The following is a 23,471-nucleotide window of genomic DNA, read 5'->3' as shown; positions in this document are numbered from 1 at the left end:
TAATGACCTCAAGAATGGCCGCTGCTCTGCCGTAGTTGCATGGCACCCAGTGGGAAGCTATGCGGCGTTGGTAATGGAATCTGACTGGATGAGCGCCGCCCGGTAATGCCAGGCAGCGCAGTTGCGGTAATCGGTTTGTTGCTGCTAAACTGTTCATGCGGTTATTTCTCCACATAGTGAATTAATTGCACCGACGCCCGAGGCTGCAATCCTTGGGCGTCACCTTTTCTGGCGGGCAAAAAACACGGAGAACCAAGGTTAAATGCTCCTGCAATTTTGCAATTGTCAGGTGCAACTCATCGGTAATCGCCTCTTGCTCGTTAGGGTCAATAACGCCATCCTCAATTGATTTTTTAATCTCTTGCGAGTAGTGGCCGATCTGCTCAAAAGCCTCAATAAGTCGCTGGTTTATGTCGGCGTTATCCACCTGATCAATATCTGCTAGGGGCGTGAATATGCCTCCGGACGCTTTGGCAACCGCGCGGGCAATGTGATAGTTACCACTAGCGCTTTGCAAAACGATTGCCCAGCCCAGCGGGAACGTCTGATCGCCAGCAGGACGCACGCGATTAAACAGCGAATTAGTTGTTACGCTGGTTTCCTTTGTGTCACCACTCAACCAGGTAACGGCCTCGGCATACCCACCAGGCAGACTGGCGATCGTCTTCTTGATTGCGTCCACCAGCCAGGCTGGTTGTTTCTCCGCTTGCCAATTCTGATTCACTTGATGAACTCCTTAGAATTTATGGGTAATATTCAGCATTACCGCCCGATAAAACTGGAGAGGAAATGGATAACCCGCTGGTAAAGGCTTCCCTTGATTACTGGTGCAAGGCGCTGATCCTTGCTGGATTCCTGCTTATCGCTTTCTGTGCAATCAAGCTGCTCTAATCGCCACCCGATAAGGGTTACCGCTCCAGTGTTTTTATCCACTCGTACCGTTCCCGGCGCAAAACGCTCCATCTCATCAAGCAACCTCATACTGATTATTTTTTTCTCGCCCACAGTTACCCCCTATCTGCTGTGGTGTTATCGGATCTAAAAAATCGCTTTAATTACTAAAGATGTCAGGCCGTAGTTTTTCTTTAGAAATGCCCGTTAATTTCTCAATTAATACAGCGTGCTTGACCGGTGGTTTTTTCTCACGATGTAACCAGTTCCACACTTGCTGCTGCTTAACCGGACCTGAATCATCAGAAGATAACTTCCTGGCTAATTCGGATTGCCCACCAGCAATTCTTATCGCCTCCTGCAGAGCGGTTTGTTCGGGTGTCATTTTGCTTCTCCTGCCCCAGATGTGAATCAAAGTTGTTTTTCTCGATAATCATACAACATTAACAACTTTTACCACAACTTTTGGGTGTTGGAAAGCTAAAACATAAAGTTGTAATCTCTCAGCAAATAGGAGAAAAGTTGTGAATTCGCTCGCAGAACGCTTAAAGGTAGCCCGTGAAAAGTGCGGTCTTAGCCAATTACAATTGGCTGAAAAGGTGGGATTGACCCAGCAATCTATTGGAAAAATAGAGAGCGGTGTTACCGTGCAGCCCAGAAAACTAAAGCAACTTGCCCTTGCTTTAGGCGTGAGTGCTAATTGGCTGCAGTTTGGCGCTGATGAGAATGGAAGCTACCAAGAGTTGGTTGTAAAGGAATGGGAGGATACAAAACCAGATCCACAGATCTTTGCTGAAATTCCTATTCTTGATATTGAGCTATCAGCTGGTAATGGATGTGAGGCTGAAGTAATCGAATCGGAGGAATCTACGTTTCCTCTTAGAAGAGATGAACTTAGAAAAGCAGGCGTTAGTGCCGCAAATGTCAGAATGGTAAAAATATCAGGCAATAGTCTGTACCCCGTCCTGACAAACGGCGATAAGGTGGCTGTCGATGTAAGTGAAAAACAGTCAATTAATGACGGTGACCTATATGCGGTGCGGGATGGGGTTCTTCTAAGGGTTAAGATTCTGATAAACAAGCCTGATGGCGGGTTGATTTTACGCAGTTTTAATAAAGATGAGTACCCAGAGGAGGTGCTCACCTTCCAAGAGCGCAGAGCTAGAATTCATGTCATTGGTCGCGTTTTTTGGTCCTCTCGCTCATGGTAGTACACTAAAAAGCATTTCTTCAGAAATGATCTTGATGTCTTCTCCCCTATCGCGATAGCTAACAGCTTTCTCAATTTTTCTTCCGTGACTTGAGAAGCGCCAGTCACGCGAAGAAAGGGTGCCAATCACAAGGTAATTGATATTTTTTGTTACCCCAGAACTAAGCTTTCCACCTGCTTTTTCTATTACCATCTCGATTGATGCCCTCTTTCCGGCCATAAAGACCCCTGTAAGGCAAAATGTTTTGTTTGTTAAGTTCACGGTCGCGTCAGCATTGATTGGTAATCTAGTGGCAAGGCCATCAACCACCCCGCTATCTAAATCACAACCCGTAAAATCAATAAGGGTCGTGTGGAGCTTGGAACTTTCATCTTTAGTTATGACGCCATCGCTAAGAATGCTTTTTATAAGCGAATACAGCTCTTTACCAGGGTAATTATTTTTTAGAATTCCGTTTTGCGTTAGCCACCAATCTAGGTAATGAATCTCATCATCAGAAAGTTGCCTGTCTGCTATTAATCCCTTGCATAACCCATTCAACAAATGCAGGTCTGACTCTACGGAATAAAAATCAACATCTGGAATATCTAATATATCCTTTTGAATTTTATAAAGACTACCCTTTAGCTCCTCTCTCTCATCATCCGTGATGATGCGGTCAGTAAGGATATCGGACACTCTTGCACTCAGGCTTTTTATCACCCCGTTATTAATAATATGCTTCGCCTCAAGTAACCATGTATCCAGGTATAAAACCTCATCATCCCTAACAACTCCATCCGCCAACACTCCATCAATGATGCTCACCAAGTTGGCAAATAGTTTGTCTCGATTTTTCGTGTAGTTAAAAGCGTACAACTTATCTTCCATGTAGCCCCCTTTATTTTTAACCATCCTCGCACTCAGCATAATCACAATCAAACTACATAAAGTTGTTGACAAGTGTTTTAACGACAACTAGATTACACCTTAAAGTTGTTAGTTTATAAGCGGGCAGGAGAACCGAACAACATCAACCACACAATAATCCTGGGTGGTTCGAAAACAGCCAAGCCGCTGACGCTCTTTAACAATCCAAACCGCATGACAGGCTGACCACCGCGCCATTGCAGATGATTACGCGACGTTAGGCTGATAAGTCATGCAAGTTGAAGCGCCACGATGATGTGGTGAATGTTTTGGGGTGCGGTAGGTGCACAGCGTTAGCCAACACCAGGGCAGCACCTACCGCTTACCTCTTTAGTGTTTTTAACTGCGCCAGGAGGTTCTATGAGTTACAGAGGTAAATGGATTCTGATCAGCGTAGCAACCTCCTTGGTTTTCTGGGTTGCCGTGTACCAAGTCTTTATCGCCGGGTAACCGGCCTAATTAGAGAGTTGCAAGATGAACGCAGCACAAGAACAGGAGATAACAGGAGGGCGGGATTATGTAACAGATTAACGGTATAGCGGCCACCAACAGATGGCCAGTTCCCGAAGCGACGTACCAGGGGAAAGGAGGCTCATTGCGCACTGGGTAGTTCGGAGTGGCGACCCGTTTAACGCATCAGCAGCCATAAAATGCAAAGTGGGTTTACCCTGCCGCTGCTGATACAGGGCGGTAGGTATAAAACCACTAATCAGTAATGAAAAAATTAGAACTAAAGATAATTGCATAGAACTATTGCTTTAGTGTAGCGATTTTATGAAGTTATTTGGCAAGGGCACTTTTAACAGCTGCGTGATGTTAGCTTTCATACGAGTAAGCCGTGACATTGTTTAAATATTAATCCGCTACCACAGGGGCAAGGACTAACACGGGATTTTGGTGAATAGGGCAGCAATGATGGGTTTTGACGACATACAAGATTTAATTTTATACTCATTCCGGTGGGGCCATCAAAAATAAAACCATCTCCTAATCTAATCTGATTAATCGTGGTACCTGATGATTTAAATTCAATGCCCGTCCCCCCGACTACGTAGTTTACCTCTACAACAGTAATTGGATACTTTATTCTATCATCAAAAAAAGCTTCGTTATTATATTTTTTATACCCTAACGTTGCTGTTTCAACTACCAAAAACTTAACTAAAAGGTGGTCACCATTCTCGTAATCGATTTGAAGTTCTTTTCCTTGTGGTGGGGATCTAACGTCTTTAGGGGATCCAATGTTTTTCCATATATTATCTTCGATCAAAGCCCTCTCTCTGGGAAGAATACTGAGCATTTTTACATTTAATCTAAGATAGCCTTCTTCATCACGCTTGAACCAAACTACATCGTGCCCATCTATCTGTAATACTTTTAAAATATTGTAGTAGAAAATTCCACCAACCACAGCCAATAGATCATTTCTTAACCAATCAAACTGTCCTTTTACTTTCTCAGCTTGTACCTTGTTATTTTTGAAAGCAGTTAGCTGATCATTCGTGAATGCACCACCATCAGCAACTTTATGGTGGTGCGTACAAAGAGCAATCATCCCTTCTGGATTATGGTGATTTTCAGTATGCCAAGGAGGATCAAAGTGATGCCATTCCAAGTATGGGTTTGCACAATTATCAATGGGGCAGCCAAAGCCAACTTCACTTCTTAATTTGCGTAATACATCTATTGGCGGGGTCCGATTCATGCGTATCCTTAAGTAATAATATGAAAGTTACTACATAGTAACGTGTTCTGATTTCAAATATCCACTAAAAATCACCCACCAAAAAAGAAGATTATTTTCAATACGTTGACTAATAATTATGAGGCCCATTGGCGGATTCAAGTCTGAGATGGAGAAGTACCCAGGCACCAAACCGAAAGAGCACTAGCTCATGACGGGCTCATTCCCCAATCCATGAGTGGCTTTGCGTCAACAAAATCAAGTGCTCTTTCAGTTGGTTGGTTTAGCGGCCATGCCGAACTTCTACTTAATAGAGGTGACGACAATGTTCATAGGCTGGCCGCTCATTTTACACATCCGGTGGCGTACTGTGCCAACACCCTCTACCCGCCAACACCAAGCACGGTGCGCCACCCGATGTGTGGAGAAACTGTCAACTATAGAGGGCTATTCGATGAGTGATAATCGTAAGACAAATGTGCCCGACTTCCTGGGTGAATTGGATGCCGGTGTATTTCAAAACAAAATCTCAGCCGCCTTAAACGCTACGGCGCTGGGTGTTCTCAATAATGGCGGGAAAGGTAAGGTAGTTCTTACGTTCGACCTTGACCGCCTCAGTAATTCAGTTGAAGAAAAGCGCGTCAACATTAAGCATCAACTGAAATTCGTCACCCCTACCCCTCGCGGGAAAGTCTCAGAAGAAGATACCACCGAGACACCTATGTGGGTTGGTAAAGGCGGAAAACTCACAATCCTGCAGGAAGACCAAGGGCAGTTATTTACCATCGCCGGCCAGCCTGACGGGAAATTAACAGTCGCACAGTAATAACGTGCGTTCCTCAATCCAATAAATAAGGTCAATTCCTATGTCGCAATTAGACGGATCCGCGATCAGTCAAGTAACGGGTATGGCTCTTGCCGCAGCATATCTGGATAACGTAAAGCTTACTGATTGCCCTGTTTCTGTTTTACCAAAGGACGTCAATATCGAAAGTCTGGAATGTTTCCAGAAAAACCGCTTCCGTTTCCGGGGGCGCATGGAAACAACCAGCATCGATGATTTTGCCCGTTATTCTATCGGCTACGCCAATGCTGGCGACCCGGCACGCTGCTTTATCGATGCTGAAAAAATGAGTGCGCGATCTGTGTTTAATATCGGGACCCTAACCGCTCCTGGTCACGCTGATAATGTCGCAGATATCAATCTCAAGAAAACCGCCCCATTCCGTGCGTTGTTGGAAATTAATGGCAAGCGTCTCAACCAGAAGCAAATCGCAGAATGGCTGGAAGATTGGAGCGACTTCCTTACGGCGTTTGATGCGAGTGGTGAGACAATGACGATGGCCCAAGCTGCCAGCGCAGTACGTCGCGTCAGTATCAAGCAGATGCAGGAATCGGATCATGAAGATGGGGATTTCAGTGGCAAGCGTTCACTGATGCAGAGCGTTGAAGCAACAAGTAAGGAGGTCATGCCAGTAGCATTTGAGTTTAAGTGCGTACCGTATGAGGGGCTTAATGAGCGACGTTTCAGCCTCCGCAACAGCCTGCTGAAAAGCGATGAACCGAGCTTTGTTCTCCGCATTGTCCAATTGGAAGCGCAAGAAGAAGACATCGCTATCGAGTTTCGCGATCTACTGATCAGCAAGTTCTCTGATGAATCAGTTGAAACCTTCATCGGTAGTTTCAAAGCCTAACTTCTAATTAATCAGTACAGCCTCAGGTGCCACATTACTGTGGCACTTGGTGAAGTATTGCCTGAAAAACGAGCAGGGGAATAACTATGTGAATTAAAACGTTTAGTAGCAAGAAATTTAATTATGCTATACCAACAATAATTAGTATTTATATTGAGGCATTACTTATTTGCACGCCTGAAACATATTTTCAGCTCATCTACATCCCTACCCTTAATTTTCTTTAATTTAATGTTTTCATCTTGTTTTGTGACAAAATAGCTTGCAGATTCTTTAATGCATTTACCCCATACATAATTATCACCATAGGATGCTAACAAAACCTTATTCCCATCACCCCTGTAAAGGGTTGATTTTATATTCGCAGAAAGCCATCCTGAAAGATAAAAAGCTGCCAGGATAGCCAGCACAGTATATATAAGTTGCTTTTTGTTTATAAATGAAAATCCATTATCTAAAAAAATACCAGTGGAGTTAACAAGATAAACTAGCACAATACCCATGAGCACAATATAACTAAAATTCTCTTTAAAACCATGCTGAATTAAATAGTTGCTTGTTCCAAAAAACCATGATGAAGTGATAATTATTGAAAATAAAACATAATTAAAGTATTTTTTTAAAAAACCATCCCTCTCACAATCAAACCTGGAATAAACAACAGAAGAACATGATACAAGTATAAATCCAAACCAAAAAATTGAACTTAATATCTGAATTAAATCAAGTGATATTACCTCCATTGGATATCCATAATAATCAGAAATACCATAGTTAAAGATAAAGCTACATGCATACAGCATCGATATAATAATTGATACAATAGATATTTTTTTGTCAATCATAATTGAAAATACCAGTTTTTTTAATGCTTTATTATAGATGTTTATAGCTAAATCTCAATAGGAGTTTCCGTGAATAACATAATGCTTGACCTTGAAACAATGGGTAATAATCCCAACGCGCCGATTGTTGCGATCGGGGCCGTTTTCTTTGATATAGCCAATGGCACGCTGGGTGATCAGTTTTATACAGCCGTTGATCTAGAAAGTGAAATGGCTCTTGGTGCTGTTCCGAACGCTGACACTATCAAGTGGTGGTTAAAGCAAGGCAGCGAAGCCAGAGCGGAAATTACCAGCATTGCCGCAAACAATATAACAGCAGCCCTCTCCGGCTTATTTGGTTTCGCTTGTTCGCACTGCTCTGACACTGGTCGCCTTGACGTGTGGGGAAATGGTGCATCTTTCGATAACGTCATCCTGCGTGCTGCCTATGAGCGCGTTGGAATAGATCCATTCTGGAATTGGTGGAACGACCGCGACGTGAGAACAATGGTTATGCTGGGACGCCAAATAGACTTTGATCCTAAGCGAGACATGCCATTTAGCGGGGAACGCCATAACGCGCTGAATGATGCTATTCACCAGGCGCAATACGTTTCTGCAATCTATCAGCGACTGATGAGCGCCCACCAGCAAGATCAAGAACTATCGTAATTTATATGGCCCGTTGCAGCGGGTCTATTGTGTGGAGGTATTAACGTGAGAGAACTAAGAGCAGATTCCCTGGTTGACATGAAATTCATGACAAGCGATAGTGGCTTCACCAGCCGCTTTTTTTATAAGCAGATAGAACAAGGCAAGCTGGCCCCACCAGCAAAGTTTGGCAGATCATCCCGCTGGACGTTTAGTGAATACCAAGCCTGGAAAAAATCCTATATTACCCTTCCTCAAACGGAGCCTAATTAGTGTGGGCACTTTTGCGGGCATTTATTTTTTCACACTAAAAAAACACACCGCCTTTCAATCCCCTGCATGCTAAATTCGATGTTTGCAGGGGACACCATTACACCTCTACTGAACTCCCCCAAACTCAATACAAACCTCGTATAATCAGCAAAGATCCCACCGTTAAGGCAAAATGCTATCTACCTAACTAAAAGCAGATCAACTTGCCAAAAAATTATCTGCTGAGAATACATTCGAAACTATTGTAACTGAATGGTACACGCCAAAATTTTCGGGTTGACCAAAAATCATGCAGTTACGTTAACAGAGCTGTCAAAAACACTGTGTTCCCATATAAGGTTCTCGACCTATCAATAAGATCAAGCCACTTAAGTTACTATTTTTACTGCAGTGTATAGAAAAGCGAGGAGCGCCAGCGTTAGCAAGTAAAGTCCGTCAACGCTGTGGGGAGGTTTTTCGATATGCAATCGTAACTTGGCTGAGAAAAATTTAAGCCAGATGTAGTCTGACAGATACCTGTATAAATAATCGGTAACTATCAGATCTCGTCTGAGCTAATACAACTTATAAGGTACTCCAGGGAGCTTCTGGTGTTCTATAGTGGACAAATGTACCTGCCACTATTTCTGGCCAAGCATCCTTACAGTTACCGGCATCATAACCCACAACTTTACCATTAAGGAAAGACAAACTGAATTTGCAGTCGTAATCGAAACTTATCACTACATCGCCCGTTGACCACTCAATGTAGTAGGTTTTAACTACTTTGCCGTTGCTCAATTTATCAATACTGCTGACGTCTTTGTACCAAATATGTATCTGCTCTTCTGTTTTACCGACTTTGGTAGCCAGATAGTCAGCAAATGTTGCTGATCGAGAGATCTCTTTGTCTGCATTAGCCCGGGTGGCTGCGGCAATGCCTGCAGGTACAACCGGTTTCGGAATAGGTGCTGTCGCAGCTATTTCGCCATACATTTTATCTGGCGTATTTACAGCACAATCAGAAGACCAGCCCACAAGTTGTCCTTTTGTATCCAGCGCAAAATTTTGAACGCAGGGGATTTCCCGCTTAGTATTTTCGCTTCGATGCGCCGTATTCCAGCGCCACACCACATAGCCAGGGTATTGCGTGTCTTTTTTATCAGGTTCACCCAAATTCGCCCTAAGCCATGCGCTGTCTTTGGTACGCATGATGTTGTCCATCACATCAGCAAGCGTTTTAAAACGTTGACCTGCTGCGAGGGTGGAAGTTGCTGCATGTGACGACTGCGACAACGTTAACAGTAACGCCAGTGCTAACCCGGATACGCCAAAATTTTTTATAACCATTTTTCCCTGCATTTATATTCCTTAAAAATCAATAAAATATAGTGAAAAGATACTCTGTGATTCGGACGTACCTCATCATAGCAGCAGAGTATTGCGATTGGAGATTGAAATATGCGCTTAGTACTTTAATAACAATCCGATTATTGAATATTTTAGAGCATACCGGATTAATAGCACTTCATAATCTGCCCATTAGGCTGTTCGAGCTTACCAGCTCGTAACCTAGTCTCCAACTATCATGCGGAGTAAGTGAGAGATGAACCGCTGGCCATTCGAACGATGACTTTAGTATGACGAGTCGGACTGATGGGCGAAATGCTACTCAAACTCGGAATTGGAAAATTGGATCTTATAGCCCGGCAAAATCTGGAATTCCGGCTTACACCCCAAGGGGCTTATCGCCGGAAAAAGTATTTTCCTGGCTTATCTACGCTAATAAGCGAGAGCCACTCGTCGTACCATTTTAATGGGCGGGAAGCTTCAGTTTTTCAACACTAACTTCATCACCGATGTTAATTCTCATTAGATCTTCTCCAACCACTAGCGGCCCCTTATATGTCTCTCTGGTAAGAGGGATCAAGTCATCGGCGCTAGGTGCCGGAAAGGAACTATTACCTAAAAGAACAATATGAGTATATACAGCGAGCTTTGGCTTGACAACACTAAATACTCTCCCTGCATCATCCGGTGGGGTATGAAGTGCGACGATACCTCTAGCCGCTTTAGATTGAGCTAATAACTCTTTATTTCCTGCGGTCACTTCATGAATAAGAACATCCGTCCCTTTGGCATGTTTGATCAAGTTTTCATTAAAGCGCGTATCACCAGAGATAACCACTGACTTCCCAGCATAATCTACTCGATAACCGAATGCCGGGGTAAGGTCAGAATGTCCGTGATCGACAAGAAATGCAGTCACCATGACGCCATTTCGATTAAAAACGACACCTTCTTTAATTTCTGTGGCATTAAAGCTAATAACAGGATTTCCTGGACCATTTTCCCTGCCACGAATATCCCAATCAAATGCTTTCCTCAAATACAACATCATATTTTGAGTACCTTCAGGTCCATAAATTTCTAATGGTGTCTTACGTCCACCATAGGGTGTTGCAACATAGCCATTCAACCAAATATCAGGGATATCCACTGTATGGTCGGAATGAAGATGTGTCAGGAAAAATGGACCGGCTTTACCAATAGGAATACCTAGCTGCCATAGCCGTTTGCCAGTGCCAGCCCCAGCATCGAAAATCATTTTTTCCGGCCCCGCCTCTACGAGTGCACTTGAACCAAAGCGCTGAATAGAGGGTTCTGGAGTTCCTGTACCAAGCAAGGTGACTTTTATCGAAGGTTTGCTTTCCGCAAGGGAAGATTTGTTTTCTGCCAAGGCAGAAGGCGCATTCAGTAACATTGCAGTGATAACAATATTAAACAGAGTAAATTTTAATTTTGAATTTTTCTTAAAAAACATATAATTAACCATTTTCGGTAACATATTTCACTCAACACAATTAAGGTTGTGCGTAAATATTTATCTTAAGTTCATTGGTCAGACGATACCTATCGTCATTCATGGCACCTGGGTATGGGCTGAACGCTATCTGCACAGTCACATAGTGCTCTATGCGTCTGGTGCTTCGCTCAACTCTCGCCTAGTTGCATCTTGAATCAACCTGGGTTAATGCCTAACACAACACTTGTGTGAATTTTATATTTATTAAGTTACACAGGGCGGTATCTCATACCGAAATATAATACTTATACCTTTTATTAACTTTACAACCATTGGCACAGAGTCATATCTTTCAAGATGAATTTTGCCGATGACCTTCAATCAATATCTTTAACTTTATGTATAGGTAAAAGATATAATTTTAAGCAAAGTTAATACTAATGAAATAAAATTTCACTTATTAGTAACAAGCACCCCGTATAACAGAGGATTTATTTATTCTCGAAAAACACATAATCGAAGATGTAGCCGGAGGGTAGTTGGAGAGATAACTCTTGGCGGAGGGAAACGTAACTGTAAGCGCGGAACAATGAGCAGGGACTGAATAAAGAACAACATTCCTAGCCCAAATATCACTGCTTCAAACATCACTGGTGATGCTGCCATTAGCAGTTTGGCACCAAGTTTACATGAAACAGAGGAAGTGGTATCTACATCACTGTTAATAGAATGTTGGTTTACGCTTACATTAGATGATTCAACGGCAAGTTGTAACGGATGAAATACGACCATTCGCTGTGTTACACAAGTTAACACAACTAAGCAAGTTAAGTATAAAAACCATTTCGCAATTCGCTGGCGCGCAATCATTCGTTAGCTACTTATTATTTCAGATTGAGCGACAGTATCCTTTTTTAGTTTTTTTTGCAATAAAACTAAAAAACAGAACTGTCAAATTACGTAAATTCCATATTTAATGACTCGGCTCGTCCCTAAGCCTCGCCACCTTTATTGCTATTTACGCCAGCACCTTACTCCAGCACCGCCGTGGTCAGGCGTGAAGTGCAGCATAGACGATCACGATCATCGAAAATTTCTATCTGCCACACCTGATTGCGGCGCCCAATATGCAAGGCACGGCAAACACCGCGCACCTGCCCTTTAAATACCGCCCGAATATGATTGGCATTAATCTCCAACCCCACTAGCTTCTGATCCCCCTCGGTGCATAAATAACCGGCCATGGAACCCATCGATTCCGCCAGTACCACCGAAGCACCACCATGTAACAGACCAAATGGCTGAGTGGTACGGTGATCTACTGGCATAGTTGCCTCCAGGTAATCCTCTGCCATATGAGTGAATTGGATCCCCACATGGCCTACCATGCAACCTTCACCGGTCTGGTTAAGTTGTTCCAAGGTTATTTCGCGCTTCCACAGCTTCACACTATTATCTCCAACAAAGCCTGTAACGGATGACGTAACCGATTACCTTCCATACGTTTCACCTGGCTACGGCAAGAATACCCCGTTGCCAGGCAACGTTGCTGTGGCAAGCGTTGTAGCGCCTGATGCCATGATAACTGGTAGATACCGAGCGAATTTTGTTGGTTTTTGGCTTCGTGCCCATAGGTTCCCGCCATACCACAACAACCTACATTCACATTTTCCAGTTTGGCACCCAAACAGGCAAAGATGGCGCTCCATTGCCCAGCGCTCGCCGGTAACTCGGTGGTTTCAGTACAGTGCCCAAGCAGATACCATGCCTCCCCCTCCGCTGTCGGCTGCTGTTCACGTGCCGCCAGCAAGGGTTGTAGCCACTCATGTACCAGCTGTACCTGGAAACTCCCCCGGCTATCGCCAAGAATTTCTTGATATTCATCGCGATAGCACAGTACCAACGCAGGGTCGACCCCCACCATCGGTAAGCCTAATTTGGCCACCCGGTTGAGGAAATCCGCGGTTTTACGTGCTGTTTTGGCAAAATGCGCCAAAAAGCCTTTGATATGTTGCGCTTTTCCATTTGGCGAGAAAGGCAGCAGCACCGGTTGGTAGCCCAATTTCTCAACCAGGCGAACAAAATCAGCCACCACCTGTGCATCGTAATAGCTGGTAAAGGGATCTTGCACCACCAGCACATACTGTTGGCGCTGTGCTTCACTCATCGCTTCTAACTGCTCCAGCGTGGTACTGACGGCACCATGGCCGGCAAGTTGCTGGCGCAACGTTGGGCTGGAAAGCAGCGGTAAATCCACCATACCGATCGTACGACGGCTCAGTTCACCCACCCACGGTTGTTTAAAGAAAAAATTAAACACTTTCGGCGCTTTGGCCATCAATGGGGTATAGCCTTCTACGCCAGCAACCATATAGTCACGCACCGGCCGTAAATAACGAGTGTGATAGAGCTGTAAAAAGCGTGAGCGGAAACTCGGTACGTCGATTTTAATCGGGCATTGCGTTGAACAGGCTTTGCAAGCCAAGCAACCTGACATGGCTTCTTTCACTTCATGGGAGAAGTCATACTCGCCTTTTGCCGCCTGCCAGGTGTTACGCGTTTTTTCGATCAATGAGCGGAAACTGAGTCGCTGTTGTGGCAACTGCTTTTCCAGGGCAAGTGGGTCACAGCCCTGCTCCGCCAGCAGACGCAACCATTCACGAACCATGGCAGCCCGCCCTTTCGGTGAGTGGATCCGGTTGCCAGTGATCTTCATTGATGGGCACATCGGGCTGTTAACATCGAAGTTAAAGCACAACCCATTACCGTTACACTCCATGGCACCACGGAACGAGAGACGGGTATCCAGCGGGATCTGGCGATCCAGTGTGCCGCGTTTCTGCGCATCCACTTTCATCATCGGGGCATCCACACCCAGTGGTGGGCAAATCTTGCCTGGGTTCAGGCGATTAAGCGGATCAAATGCCGCCTTAATGCGCCGTAGCTCTTGATAAAGCGTCTCACCAAAGAATGCCGGGCTGTATTCCGCCCGGAAACCTTTACCATGTTCCCCCCATAACAACCCACCATACTTGGCGGTCAGAGCGACTATTTGGTCAGATAACTGCTTCATTAACACTTCTTGTTGCGGGTCACACATGTCCAATGCCGGGCGCACATGTAACACACCCGCATCAACATGGCCGAACATGCCATAGCTCAGGTTATGGCTGTCGAGTAGTTGACGGAACTCACTAATATAATCCGCCAAATGCTGCGGGGGTACGCAAGTATCTTCGGCAAACGGGATGGGTTTAGCTTGCCCTTTAGCATTTCCCAGCAGCCCTACTGCCTTTTTGCGCATATTGTAAATACGCTCGATGCTACTGAGGTCACCGCATATCTGATAACCAATCACCCCAGACTGCTGCGTAGCGATCAATTCATCCAAGCGTTGACAGAGCGACGACACCTGGCTATCGATAATGGAGCTATCATCGCCAGCAAACTCGACGATGTTCAACCCCAGCATCTCTTTATCCACCACATTGGTGATCAACTCACTGACCGAATGCCAGACAATATCTTCACGGGCCAGATTGAGCACTTTAGAATCAATCGTTTCTACCGATAAGGCGTTGGCTTCCACCATAAACGGGGCATTACGCAGTGCGGAATCAAAAGAGTCATATTTTACGTTGACCAAACGGCGTACCTTCGGCAACGGGGTAATATCCAGCCGTGCTTCCGTAATAAATGCCAAGGTGCCTTCGGCCCCGGTGAGAATACGGGTCAGATCGAAGGTTTGCAGGTCGTCGCTCAAAACGTGGCGCAAATCGTAGCCAGTAAGGAAGCGATTAAGTTTGGGGAATTTTTCTAAAATCAAGGCGCGCTGCTCACGGCAACGGTTTAGCACGGTATTATAGATACGCCCTTCGGGTGTCTCTTCCTGGGCAATGGTTTCAGCCAACAGGGTGGGCATCGCGCGGGTATCGATCATCTCCCCGCCCAACAATACTGCCCGCAACCCCAGCACGTGATCCGACGTTTTACCATAAACCAGTGATCCCTGGCCGGAAGCATCGGTATTGATCATCCCCCCCAGCGTGGCTCGGTTACTGGTGGATAATTCTGGCGAGAAAAAATAACCGAAGGGTCGCAGATACTGGTTAAGCTGGTCTTTGATCACCCCAGCTTCAACCCGGACCCAACCTTGCTCTGGGTTGATTTCCAGGATGCGGTTCATGTAGCGCGACATATCAACCACAATGCCACTGTTAAGGGATTGGCCGTTAGTACCGGTACCGCCGCCGCGTGGGCTGAAAGTCAGCGCTTTGAAACGCTCGTCCTCCGCCAAACGGGCCAGTAATGCCACATCTGCCGTTGAACGGGGGAACAGCACTGCATCAGGTAATAATTGATAGATACTGTTGTCCGTTGCCATCGTTAGGCGATCCGCATAACTGGTGGCCATATCGCCGCTGAATCCGTTCTGTTTTAGCGCTGCTAAAAAATCGACTACCGGTTGAACGATGCCGGGTGACTGGGAAATCTGTGGGATCATTCGCTTTTTTGACCCTGTCTGTTTTTTAATTGCATGATGATAACCAACTGCATGGGTGCAGGTGGCAACGAAATAAATTGGGGAATACGCCTATATTCACAATTCCCCCTATTTTTTATGGTCAGTAAAAACTAACATACTTCATTTCGTGAACGCATTCACATTATCATAAAGTGAGAGCAACAGAAGCGGTCGCCGTTAAGCGCTCTGCCAACTGTGAAAATTGCTGCAAATGCACCATGATGAAAGCGTAAAGGTTTTAACTGAAACAGGATGAAAATGCATTCATGACACAACTGCAACGCCGATACGATTTACCCACGATTATTTTTGGTGTGTTGTTTATCGCCATTATGATTCTTGCCAGTTTTTGGGTAGTGCAACCGTTTATTCTTGGCTTTGCCTGGGCCAGCATGGTGGTGATTGCCACTTGGCCGCTGTTGATTAAGCTACAACGTATGCTCTGGGGTCGCCGCTCCCTCGCCGTAGTGGTGATGACCATCCTACTGCTTTTACTGTTTGTTCTCCCTATTGCACTTTTGGTTAGCAGTGTGGTGGATAACAGCGCCCCACTCCTGGAGTGGGTGAATACCCCCAGTAAAGTCAATATTCCTGAATTAGCCTGGTTACGCGATATTCCGCTGATCGGGGAGCGTGTATATAGCAGCTATCATCTGTCAATCAATACAGGTGGCAGCGCATTGATTGCTAAAGTGCAACCTTACCTCGGTCAGACAGCCACCTGGTTTGTCACCCAGGCAGCTCATATTGGCCGTTTCCTGATGCACTGCGTGTTGATGGTGTTATTCAGTGCCTTGTTGTATGCCCGAGGGGAACAGGTTGGTATGGCGATTCGCCACTTTGCCGTGCGTCTTGGTGCTGCCAGAGGTGATGCCGCCGTAGTACTCGCCGGGCAAGCTATCCGCGCCGTGGCTCTCGGGGTGGTTGTAACCGCATTGGTACAATCAGTGCTAGGAGGCATTGGTTTAGCGATTGCCGGTATTCCCGCCGCGACCTTGCTGTCAGTATTGATGTTTATATTTTGTGTTGCTCAATTGGGGCCATTATTGGTCTTAATCCCTGCCATTATCTGGCTGTATTGGAGTGGCGATACCACTTGGGGGACAGTGTTGTTGATCTGGAGTTGTGTGGTGGGCACCCTAGACAACGTCCTCCGCCCAGCATTGATCCGCATGGGTGCCGACCTGCCATTGATTCTGATTCTTTCCGGCGTTATCGGCGGTTTACTGGCCTTTGGTATGATTGGTCTGTTTATTGGCCCGGTGGTTCTGGCGGTCTCTTATCGCCTGACCAGCGCCTGGGTTAATGAAGCACCAGAGCCGATTACTGCGCCAATGGATGCCGAAAAAGAGCCTGAACAGCAATAAATAGCGCCAACAATAAATGTCAAACGCCGCCACATCCCGTGACGGCTTTCAGATCGCTGACAAAGCCCTGACCATTGGTCAGGGCTGTGATCTAATAACATCAGTGCAATAAATGGACTGTTCTCCATGCTCAAAGAACCGTCTGCCCATCACATGACTCACACCGAAAAAGTTCCTTACGCTTCTACCCTTAGCCAGAACTGTAGCAACCACTTCAACCACAGCGTCATCTTCCAGCAGATTTTTAACCACATCGTCGGACAGGCTCTCAGCCGTGGCCAATATTTATAGGAAGGTCAGCCCAAAAAATATTTCAGCATGACTATAACCGTGAGCGTTACCTATACTCAACAGCATGAAACTGAAAAGGAATACACCATGATACAGCGTCCTGAACTGATTCAGCCGCTCAGGAAGCGGATATGGCAGCATTGGAACAACTGCTGGCTCATTGGCAGCACACCATAAAGCGAATGGCCAAAACACAATGCGCCGAAGGCGATTCCAAGAAGAAACCTGGTCTGGAAAAATTCTGGTAATTTGCGCCCCGCCGGCCTCTACGGGTGGCCACAAACGCTTCACTTTGCTTCCCCCGTCAAAGGATGTTGAACATGATAATGAATCACAAAAAAACGCTTTTGCTGATGATCATCCTGCTGGCTGTGGGGCTTTTCACACTTTTCCCGCCAGCGGAGTACCTGAATCTGGCAGTATTGAAAAGTCATCAGGCGAGGTTGAATGGCTGGGTAGCAGAGAAACCCTGGCTGGTCGGTGGCGTCTTTTTCCTATTGTATGTGCTGTTTACCGCGCTCTCTGTACCGGGTGCTGTACTGATGACGTTACTTGCCGGGGCCTTGTTTGGCCTGATGCAAGGCACCGTACTGGTTTCCTTTGCCTCAACCCTGGGGGCAACACTGGCCATGTTGATCAGCCGTTTTCTGCTTCGTGATTGGGTACAGCGGCGTTTTCAGCATCGGCTTGGGGTCATTGATAAAGGGATCGTGCAGGATGGGGCTTTCTACCTGTTCGCATTGCGGCTGGTGCCGGTTTTCCCCTTCTTCCTGATCAATCTGGCGATGGGGGTAACCCGCCTGCCAGCACCAACCTTCTGGTGGGTCAGCCAATTGGGCATGTTGCCAGGGACGCTGGTCTATGTGAATGCAGGCCGCGAGCTGGCGCAGATCACCTCTCTGGCGGGGATTATCTCGCCGGGGTTGCTCGGGGCATTTGCATTGCTCGGTCTGTTACCCCTGATTTCCCGTAGTGCATTGAAGGTGTTTAAACGCCGTCAACTGTTGGCCGGTTGGCGTAAACCGGCACACTTTGATCGGAATCTGGTGGTGATCGGTGCAGGTTCCGGCGGTCTGGTCTCGGCTTATATCGCGGCAGCCGTCAAGGCAAAAGTGACGCTGATTGAAAAAGGTGACATGGGTGGAGACTGCCTGAATACCGGGTGTGTGCCTTCAAAGGCGTTAATTCGTGCAGCCCGTTTGGCAAACGATCTGAAACATGCTGAGCAACTGGGTTTCCGCCATGTCTCCGGTCAGGTCGATTTTGCTGCGGTGATGGCGCAGGTCCAACAGGTTATCCAACGTATCGAACCTCATGATTCTGTTGAGCGTTATTCTCAACTCGGCGTAGAGGTGATCCAGGGAAAAGCGACAGTGACCTCCCCCTGGAGCGTGGAGGTCAACGGACAGCACCTGAGTACTCGCTCGATGGTGATTGCAACCGGTGCCAGACCTGTCATCCCGGATATTCCTGGCCTGGAACAGGTTGATGCCTTGACGACCGACACGATTTGGTCACTGCGTGAACAACCCCAACGGTTATTAATCCTCGGGGGCGGCCCTATCGGGTGTGAGTTGGCGCAGGCATTTCAGCGCCTGGGGTGCGCGGTCACGCTAGTTGAACGGGGGGATCGGGTGCTAAAGCGCGAGGACCACGAGGCCAGTGAAGCCGTGATGCAGGCACTGCGAGCCGATGGCGTGGATCTACGCCTGCTGCATCATGCGGTGCGCTTTGAGACAAACGCAGGCAAGCATCAGTTCATCTGCCATAGTCAGGCCGATGCCACGGAAGTCTCTCTGCCCTTTGATCGCGTGCTGCTGGCATTGGGTCGCGTGGCTAATGTGAGTGGATTTGGCCTGGAGACGCTCTCCCTGGTTGTCAGGGAAAATGGTACCCTGGAAACCGATGAATATCTGGCTACCCGGTTTCCGCACATTTTTGCCGTAGGGGATGTCACTGGCCCCTATCAGTTTACGCACGCCTCGGCGCATCAGGCCTGGTATGCCGCTGTCAATGGCCTGTTTGGCCAGATAAAACGCTTTAAAGTGGATTATCGACTAATGCCTTGGGCGACCTTTACCGATCCCGAAGTCGCCCGGGTTGGATTAAATGAACAGGAAGCCAGACGGCTAGGCATTGCTTATGAGCTTACCCGGTTTGAACTCAGTGAACTTGATCGGGCCATCACCGAAAACGCGGCGCATGGCTATATACAGGTGTTAACCGAGCCAGGTCATGACCGTATTCTGGGGGTGACGGTGGTGGGTGAACAGGCCGGCGAACTGATCACGGAATATGTCGCCGCCATGAAGCACGGCTATGGGTTAAACAAGATATTGGCGACCATCCATATTTATCCTACGCTGAGTGAGGCTAATAAATACGTTGCAGGTGCATGGAAAAAGGCCCACACACCGCCATGGTTAATGCAGTGGCTGGCACGTTTTCATCGTTGGCGTTTGGGGGGGAAGGCCTGATGGCTGCAGCGTTCGATATCCTGTTGCTCGGTGCAGGGCATGCACATGTGGTGGTGTTGCGTCAGTGGGCAGCCCATTCTATCAAGGCAAGGCGCATCGCCTTGCTTTCTCCATCCCCCTATGCGTGGTACTCCGGTATGCTGCCGGGATTATTGGCCGGGCACTATCGACCGGAACAGTGCCGTATTCATTTGCCCCCTCTTTGTCGGGCTGCGGGGGTGGAGTTTATCCAAGGCACGCTGGATATACTGGAGGCTGACAGAAAAAGAGTCAGGTTGACAGACGAAACCTGGCTGCAAGGGCAGTGGTTATCAGTTAATACCGGTTCAATACCCCGGTTACCCGAGTGTCAACGCTCATCCATCGAGATATGTCCGGTGAAACCCTTTGCCGATTTTCTGCTGACAGTGGAGCGGTGGCAGAAAAATCCCGAACCTGTGGCGATCATCGGTGGCGGCGCAGCTGGCGTGGAGTTAGCCCTGGCACTGGTGCATCAGACCCCCTCTTTAGCACTGTTTTGTGGCGGTACTCTGCTTCGCGGTCACCCCCCCTCGCTACGGACACGAGCGCTGCGTCATCTGCGCCAAAGGGGTATTCAGGTGCATGAGCACTGTACTGCTGATACCCTTGCCGGAGACAAGTTGATGAGCGGAAAGCAGGCGGTGTGGCAGGGAAACAGGGTGATCATGGCAACCGGGCCGGCACCATTAGCCTGGTGGCAGAGTTCGGGGCTGCAGTGTGATCGGCAAGGCTTTATTCAGAGCTCTGCCACGCTACAAAGCCCCTCTCATCCCCATGTTTTTGTCACTGGAGATTGCGCAGCAATCCCCAATACCCCCAAAAACGGCGTATATGCGGTACGCCAGGGAGAGGTTTTGGCAAATAATCTGAAACGTCTGTTCACTCGGCAACCCCTTGTCCGCTTTAAACCCGCCACCTCGGCATTGGCACTCTTGGCTGACGGGCAAGGAGGCGCACTGATGAGTTGGGGGCCGCTGACTGGCGAAGGGCGTTGGGCGGGGCGGTGGAAGGATTTTCTCGACCGACGGTTTATCCGGCATCACAGCGTCGACGAATTGATATGAGGAAAGAGTATAAAATGAGGTTGATGAGGCAACTACAAAGCGTAAGTGTAATCGTGATGTTGATGTTCGGCTGGACCTTTCAGGCAACAGCGGAAACGTCTCATTGGGAACGGCTCAAACAACAGGCACAAGGACAAACGGTCTATCTTAATGCCTGGGGTGGCGATGCTGCTGCCAATGCCTATTTACGTTGGGTGGCGATAGAAATGCAACAACAGTACGCCATTACCCTGAAGCTGGTTCCTCTCTCTGACACTGCGGATGCCGTGCGGCGCATACAGGCAGAGGCAGCAGCAGGTCGGCGCGAAAAAGGCTCCGTCGATCTGCTCTGGCTGAATGGTGAAAACTTCAAAACTCTGAAAATGGAAGGGTTATTGTCTACCGACTGGGCTGAGCAATTGCCCAATTGGCAGTATGTCGATACCACGCTGCCGGTACGGGAGGATTTTTCCATCCCCACTGAGGGGGCTGAGTCTCCTTGGGGCAAAGCACAACTGATGTTGATTGCCGATAGTCAGCGTGTGGCAACACCACCCAGCGATCCCGCCAGTCTGCTGGCATTAGCACGCGCGCATCCCGGCCAGTTGACCTACCCTCGCCCACCGGATTTTATTGGAACGGCTTTTCTAAAGCAGTTGTTGCTATCACTAACCACAACACCCAAGGCATTCACCACGCCTCCACAGCCAGAACAATTTGCCACACTCACAGCCCCGTTGTGGCACTACCTTGACCAACTCCATCCGTTACTGTGGCGTCAGGGCAAAGACTTCCCGGCCTCTGCTGCACAGATTGATCGCCTGTTGGCGGATGGTGTGGTCAGGCTCTCTATGACGTTCAATCCAGCACATGTTGCCAACCTGATTGCCGGTGGACAACTTCCTGACAGTGCCTATGCCTTTGGTTTTCAGCAAGGGATGCTGGGTAACGTCCATTTCGTGGCTATCCCTTTTAATGCCAACGCCAAAGCGGGAGCCCAGGTCGTGGCCAACTTTCTTCTTTCCCCACAGGCACAACTGCGCAAAGCTGACCCTCAGGTCTGGGGCGATCCGACTGTCCTCGATCCTCATAAACTTCCTCTGCACTGGCAAGCCGAACTGGAGAGAAACCAGCCCGGCACTCAAGCGTCGGTGCCTGTTTTGGCTGAGCCCGATTCAGCCTGGATTGCAGCATTGGAGGCTGAATGGTTGAAACGGTACGGTGTACGTTGAAACCTAGCCGTGCGTTGAGCGGCAAAGTGTTGGCCTGGAGTGGCGTAGGGGTAGTGTTTTTTCCTGTCTTGCCGGGGCTGGGTTTCATGTTGGAACCCACCCTCCATGGGCAGAATTGGGGGGCGTTCTGGCGTGATGGTCAATGGTTTCCGGCCATGCTGACCACCCTCATCTCTTCTACCATCGGCACGCTGGGTGCCCTGCTACTTTGCCTGTCCGTTGTGCTGGGGTTGTACCCAGGAGTTGGCTGGCAGCGCTACATGCGCAAATTGCCTGCGTTACTGGCGATACCACACGTGGCATTCGCGGCCGGAAGTCTGCTGCTTTTCTCCTCAACCGGATGGTTGGCTCGGCTGATGGCGGCAAGTGGTTGGGAAGCCCTGTATGATCCTTATGGCGTGGGCCTTGGTCTGACTCTCGCGCTGAAAGAGAGTTGGTTTTTATTATGGGTCGTCAGTGCCCAACTGAAGCAGACTGACTTACAGCCTCAATTGCTGATCATGCGCAGCCTCGGATATGGCCGCCTGCAAAGCAGTTGGCTGGTGTTGCTTCCCCAATTGCTGCCCTCCCTGGGGTGGGCGATAGTGGCCGTGCTGGCCTACAATATCTCAGTCGTCGATGTGGCGATTATCCTGGGGCCAGGTAATCCGCCCACATTAGCCGTGCTGACCTGGCAGTGGCTCAATGACGCTTCACCAGCCATCCAGGCCAAAGGCATGATTGCTGCGTTGCTACTGATTGCCCTGCTCGCTGCACTTTCGTTGGCGGGGTATCTGCTGTGGCGGGTGTGGCGTAGCTGCCTGTTCCCACATTCTGGTCAGCGCTATCTGGCGTCTGGCACGCATGCACTCTCCTGGCTGGCAGATATGATGACCCTGATAGGGGGGATGGTATTGCTGATATTGTTGGTCTGGTCATTGGCCAGCAGCTGGTTTTACCCCGCTCTGTTACCACAACGCTGGTCATTGGTAGCCTGGCAGCTCACCGACTTGACCCCACTTTTGACAGCCCTGATGCTGGGGATCGCGACCAGCCTCTGTGCACTAGTGATGGTCGTTTTCTGGCTTGAATGGGGAACTCCGCGCTACGGTTTCTTTCTGTGGCTACCTCTCTTGCTGCCTGCATTGCCGTTGGTGATAGGCCAATACGGTGTGTTATTGCGCTGGGGCTGGGATGGCACGTTTATTGCCGTGGCATGGAGTCATTTGCTCTGGATGATCCCGTATATGTTACTGGTTCTAACTCCGGCCTACCGTCAGGTTGAACCCCGTCTCCTGCTATCAGCGCGCTCTCTGGGGCTACCTGCCTGGCAGGTTTTATTGTGGGTGAAGTGGCCATCATTATTGCGCCCCTTCCTCTCCGCTTGGGCGATTGGTTTTTCCGTCAGTATTGCCCAATATTTGCCCACACTTTATGCCGGTGCGGGCCGTTTTGTTACCGTAACCACTGAGGCCGTCGCCCTGAGCAGTGGTGGCGATCCCCGAACGCTGGCCGTTCAGGCCTTGCTGCAATTTTTCTTACCCGCCATGGTATTTCTGGTTGCTGTTTTGTCCGGCCTGCTGGCTGGTTACTATCGACAAGGATTACGCTGAT

19 protein-coding genes and 1 pseudogene are annotated in these 23,471 nt (G+C 48.1%); 9 read left to right on the top strand and 11 right to left on the bottom strand.

Features of this window, described 5'->3' with window-relative positions:
* Nucleotides 1–153 precede the first annotated feature (153 nt).
* From IO95_RS13665 to IO95_RS13655, 3 genes and pseudogenes are all read right to left on the bottom strand, one after another.
* Nucleotides 154–724: pseudogene (locus IO95_RS13665) on the bottom strand (YmfL family putative regulatory protein).
* Nucleotides 725–762: 38 nt separating this feature from the next.
* Complete coding sequence (locus IO95_RS13660) at nucleotides 763–1,005, bottom strand: hypothetical protein (protein ID WP_037385665.1); 243 nt, start codon at nucleotides 1,003–1,005, stop codon at nucleotides 763–765.
* Between the two features lie 46 nt (nucleotides 1,006–1,051).
* Nucleotides 1,052–1,276 (bottom strand): YdaS family helix-turn-helix protein, encoded by a 225-nt coding sequence (locus tag IO95_RS13655; protein WP_023492295.1) that lies wholly within the window; start codon nucleotides 1,274–1,276, stop codon nucleotides 1,052–1,054.
* Between the two features lie 139 nt (nucleotides 1,277–1,415).
* Here IO95_RS13655 and IO95_RS13650 point away from each other — a divergent pair, with 139 nt between their 5' ends.
* Nucleotides 1,416–2,102 (top strand): helix-turn-helix transcriptional regulator, encoded by a 687-nt coding sequence (locus IO95_RS13650; RefSeq protein ID WP_023492294.1) that lies wholly within the window; start codon nucleotides 1,416–1,418, stop codon nucleotides 2,100–2,102.
* Here the strand turns inward: IO95_RS13650 and IO95_RS13645 are convergent.
* Both IO95_RS13645 and IO95_RS13640 read right to left on the bottom strand, forming a co-directional pair.
* Entirely contained in the window at nucleotides 2,094–2,972 is an 879-nt protein-coding gene (locus IO95_RS13645; RefSeq protein ID WP_037385663.1) for a BRCT domain-containing protein, read from the bottom strand. The two genes, IO95_RS13650 and IO95_RS13645, sit on opposite strands and share 9 nt — an antisense overlap.
* Nucleotides 2,973–3,834: 862 nt before the next feature.
* Nucleotides 3,835–4,716: a YecA family protein gene (locus IO95_RS13640; protein ID WP_037385661.1), complete on the bottom strand. Its 882-nt coding sequence runs from the start codon at nucleotides 4,714–4,716 to the stop codon at nucleotides 3,835–3,837.
* 433 nt (nucleotides 4,717–5,149) lie between these two features.
* On the opposite strand from IO95_RS13640, the gene IO95_RS13635 reads away from it, so the two are divergent.
* Nucleotides 5,150–5,521, top strand: a complete 372-nt coding sequence (locus tag IO95_RS13635) for a hypothetical protein (protein WP_023492427.1) — start codon at nucleotides 5,150–5,152, stop codon at nucleotides 5,519–5,521.
* A gap of 40 nt (nucleotides 5,522–5,561) precedes the next feature.
* Nucleotides 5,562–6,389: a YfdQ family protein gene (locus tag IO95_RS13630; protein WP_023492428.1), complete on the top strand. Its 828-nt coding sequence runs from the start codon at nucleotides 5,562–5,564 to the stop codon at nucleotides 6,387–6,389.
* Between the two features lie 161 nt (nucleotides 6,390–6,550).
* On the opposite strand, the gene IO95_RS13625 is transcribed toward IO95_RS13630, so the two are convergent.
* Nucleotides 6,551–7,234, bottom strand: coding sequence for a hypothetical protein (locus tag IO95_RS13625; protein ID WP_152554943.1), 684 nt, complete (start codon nucleotides 7,232–7,234; stop codon nucleotides 6,551–6,553).
* A 69-nt stretch (nucleotides 7,235–7,303) separates the two neighbouring features.
* Between IO95_RS13625 and IO95_RS13620 the strand changes: the two genes are divergently transcribed.
* Nucleotides 7,304–7,885 (top strand): 3'-5' exonuclease, encoded by a 582-nt coding sequence (locus tag IO95_RS13620; protein WP_023492750.1) that lies wholly within the window; start codon nucleotides 7,304–7,306, stop codon nucleotides 7,883–7,885.
* Between the two features lie 816 nt (nucleotides 7,886–8,701).
* On the opposite strand, the gene IO95_RS13610 is transcribed toward IO95_RS13620, so the two are convergent.
* The 5 genes from IO95_RS13610 to IO95_RS13595 form a co-directional block, all read right to left on the bottom strand.
* On the bottom strand, nucleotides 8,702–9,478 hold the full coding sequence (locus tag IO95_RS13610) for a hypothetical protein (RefSeq protein WP_023492751.1): 777 nt from the start codon (nucleotides 9,476–9,478) through the stop codon (nucleotides 8,702–8,704).
* A 451-nt stretch (nucleotides 9,479–9,929) separates the two neighbouring features.
* A complete protein-coding gene (locus IO95_RS13605; RefSeq protein WP_200874172.1) occupies nucleotides 9,930–10,964 on the bottom strand; it encodes an MBL fold metallo-hydrolase in 1,035 nt (344 codons plus the stop codon).
* Nucleotides 10,965–11,417: 453 nt separating this feature from the next.
* Nucleotides 11,418–11,792, bottom strand: coding sequence for a copper resistance protein (locus IO95_RS26105; protein ID WP_072011677.1), 375 nt, complete (start codon nucleotides 11,790–11,792; stop codon nucleotides 11,418–11,420).
* A gap of 161 nt (nucleotides 11,793–11,953) precedes the next feature.
* The gene (gene menI / locus IO95_RS13600; protein WP_023490298.1) at nucleotides 11,954–12,370 is read right to left on the bottom strand and encodes a 1,4-dihydroxy-2-naphthoyl-CoA hydrolase; all 417 of its coding nucleotides are present in this window, start codon (nucleotides 12,368–12,370) and stop codon (nucleotides 11,954–11,956) included.
* Nucleotides 12,367–15,426, bottom strand: a complete 3,060-nt coding sequence (locus IO95_RS13595; RefSeq protein WP_023490299.1) for an FAD-binding and (Fe-S)-binding domain-containing protein — start codon at nucleotides 15,424–15,426, stop codon at nucleotides 12,367–12,369. The genes menI and IO95_RS13595 overlap by 4 nt, the downstream gene beginning before the upstream one ends.
* A gap of 287 nt (nucleotides 15,427–15,713) precedes the next feature.
* Here IO95_RS13595 and ydiK point away from each other — a divergent pair, with 287 nt between their 5' ends.
* From ydiK to IO95_RS13570, 5 genes are all read left to right on the top strand, one after another.
* Nucleotides 15,714–16,814 carry an AI-2E family transporter YdiK gene (ydiK, locus tag IO95_RS13590; protein ID WP_023490300.1) on the top strand — a complete coding sequence of 367 codons (1,101 nt, stop codon included), beginning with the start codon at nucleotides 15,714–15,716 and terminating at the stop codon, nucleotides 16,812–16,814.
* Between the two features lie 611 nt (nucleotides 16,815–17,425).
* A complete protein-coding gene (locus IO95_RS13585) occupies nucleotides 17,426–19,582 on the top strand; it encodes an FAD-dependent oxidoreductase (protein ID WP_023490303.1) in 2,157 nt (718 codons plus the stop codon).
* Nucleotides 19,582–20,667, top strand: a complete 1,086-nt coding sequence (locus IO95_RS13580) for an FAD-dependent oxidoreductase (protein ID WP_037385770.1) — start codon at nucleotides 19,582–19,584, stop codon at nucleotides 20,665–20,667. Before IO95_RS13585 ends, IO95_RS13580 begins: the two co-directional genes overlap by 1 nt.
* Nucleotides 20,668–20,690: 23 nt before the next feature.
* Nucleotides 20,691–21,878 carry an ABC transporter substrate-binding protein gene (locus IO95_RS13575; protein ID WP_072011682.1) on the top strand — a complete coding sequence of 396 codons (1,188 nt, stop codon included), beginning with the start codon at nucleotides 20,691–20,693 and terminating at the stop codon, nucleotides 21,876–21,878.
* Nucleotides 21,851–23,470, top strand: coding sequence for an ABC transporter permease (locus tag IO95_RS13570; RefSeq protein ID WP_023490306.1), 1,620 nt, complete (start codon nucleotides 21,851–21,853; stop codon nucleotides 23,468–23,470). Before IO95_RS13575 ends, IO95_RS13570 begins: the two co-directional genes overlap by 28 nt.
* Nucleotide 23,471 lies beyond the last annotated feature (1 nt).

This window comes from Serratia sp. DD3 (assembly GCF_000496755.2).
The sequence above is the reverse complement of the archived record's forward strand: the minus strand, read 5'-3'. Positions and strand labels throughout refer to the sequence as shown.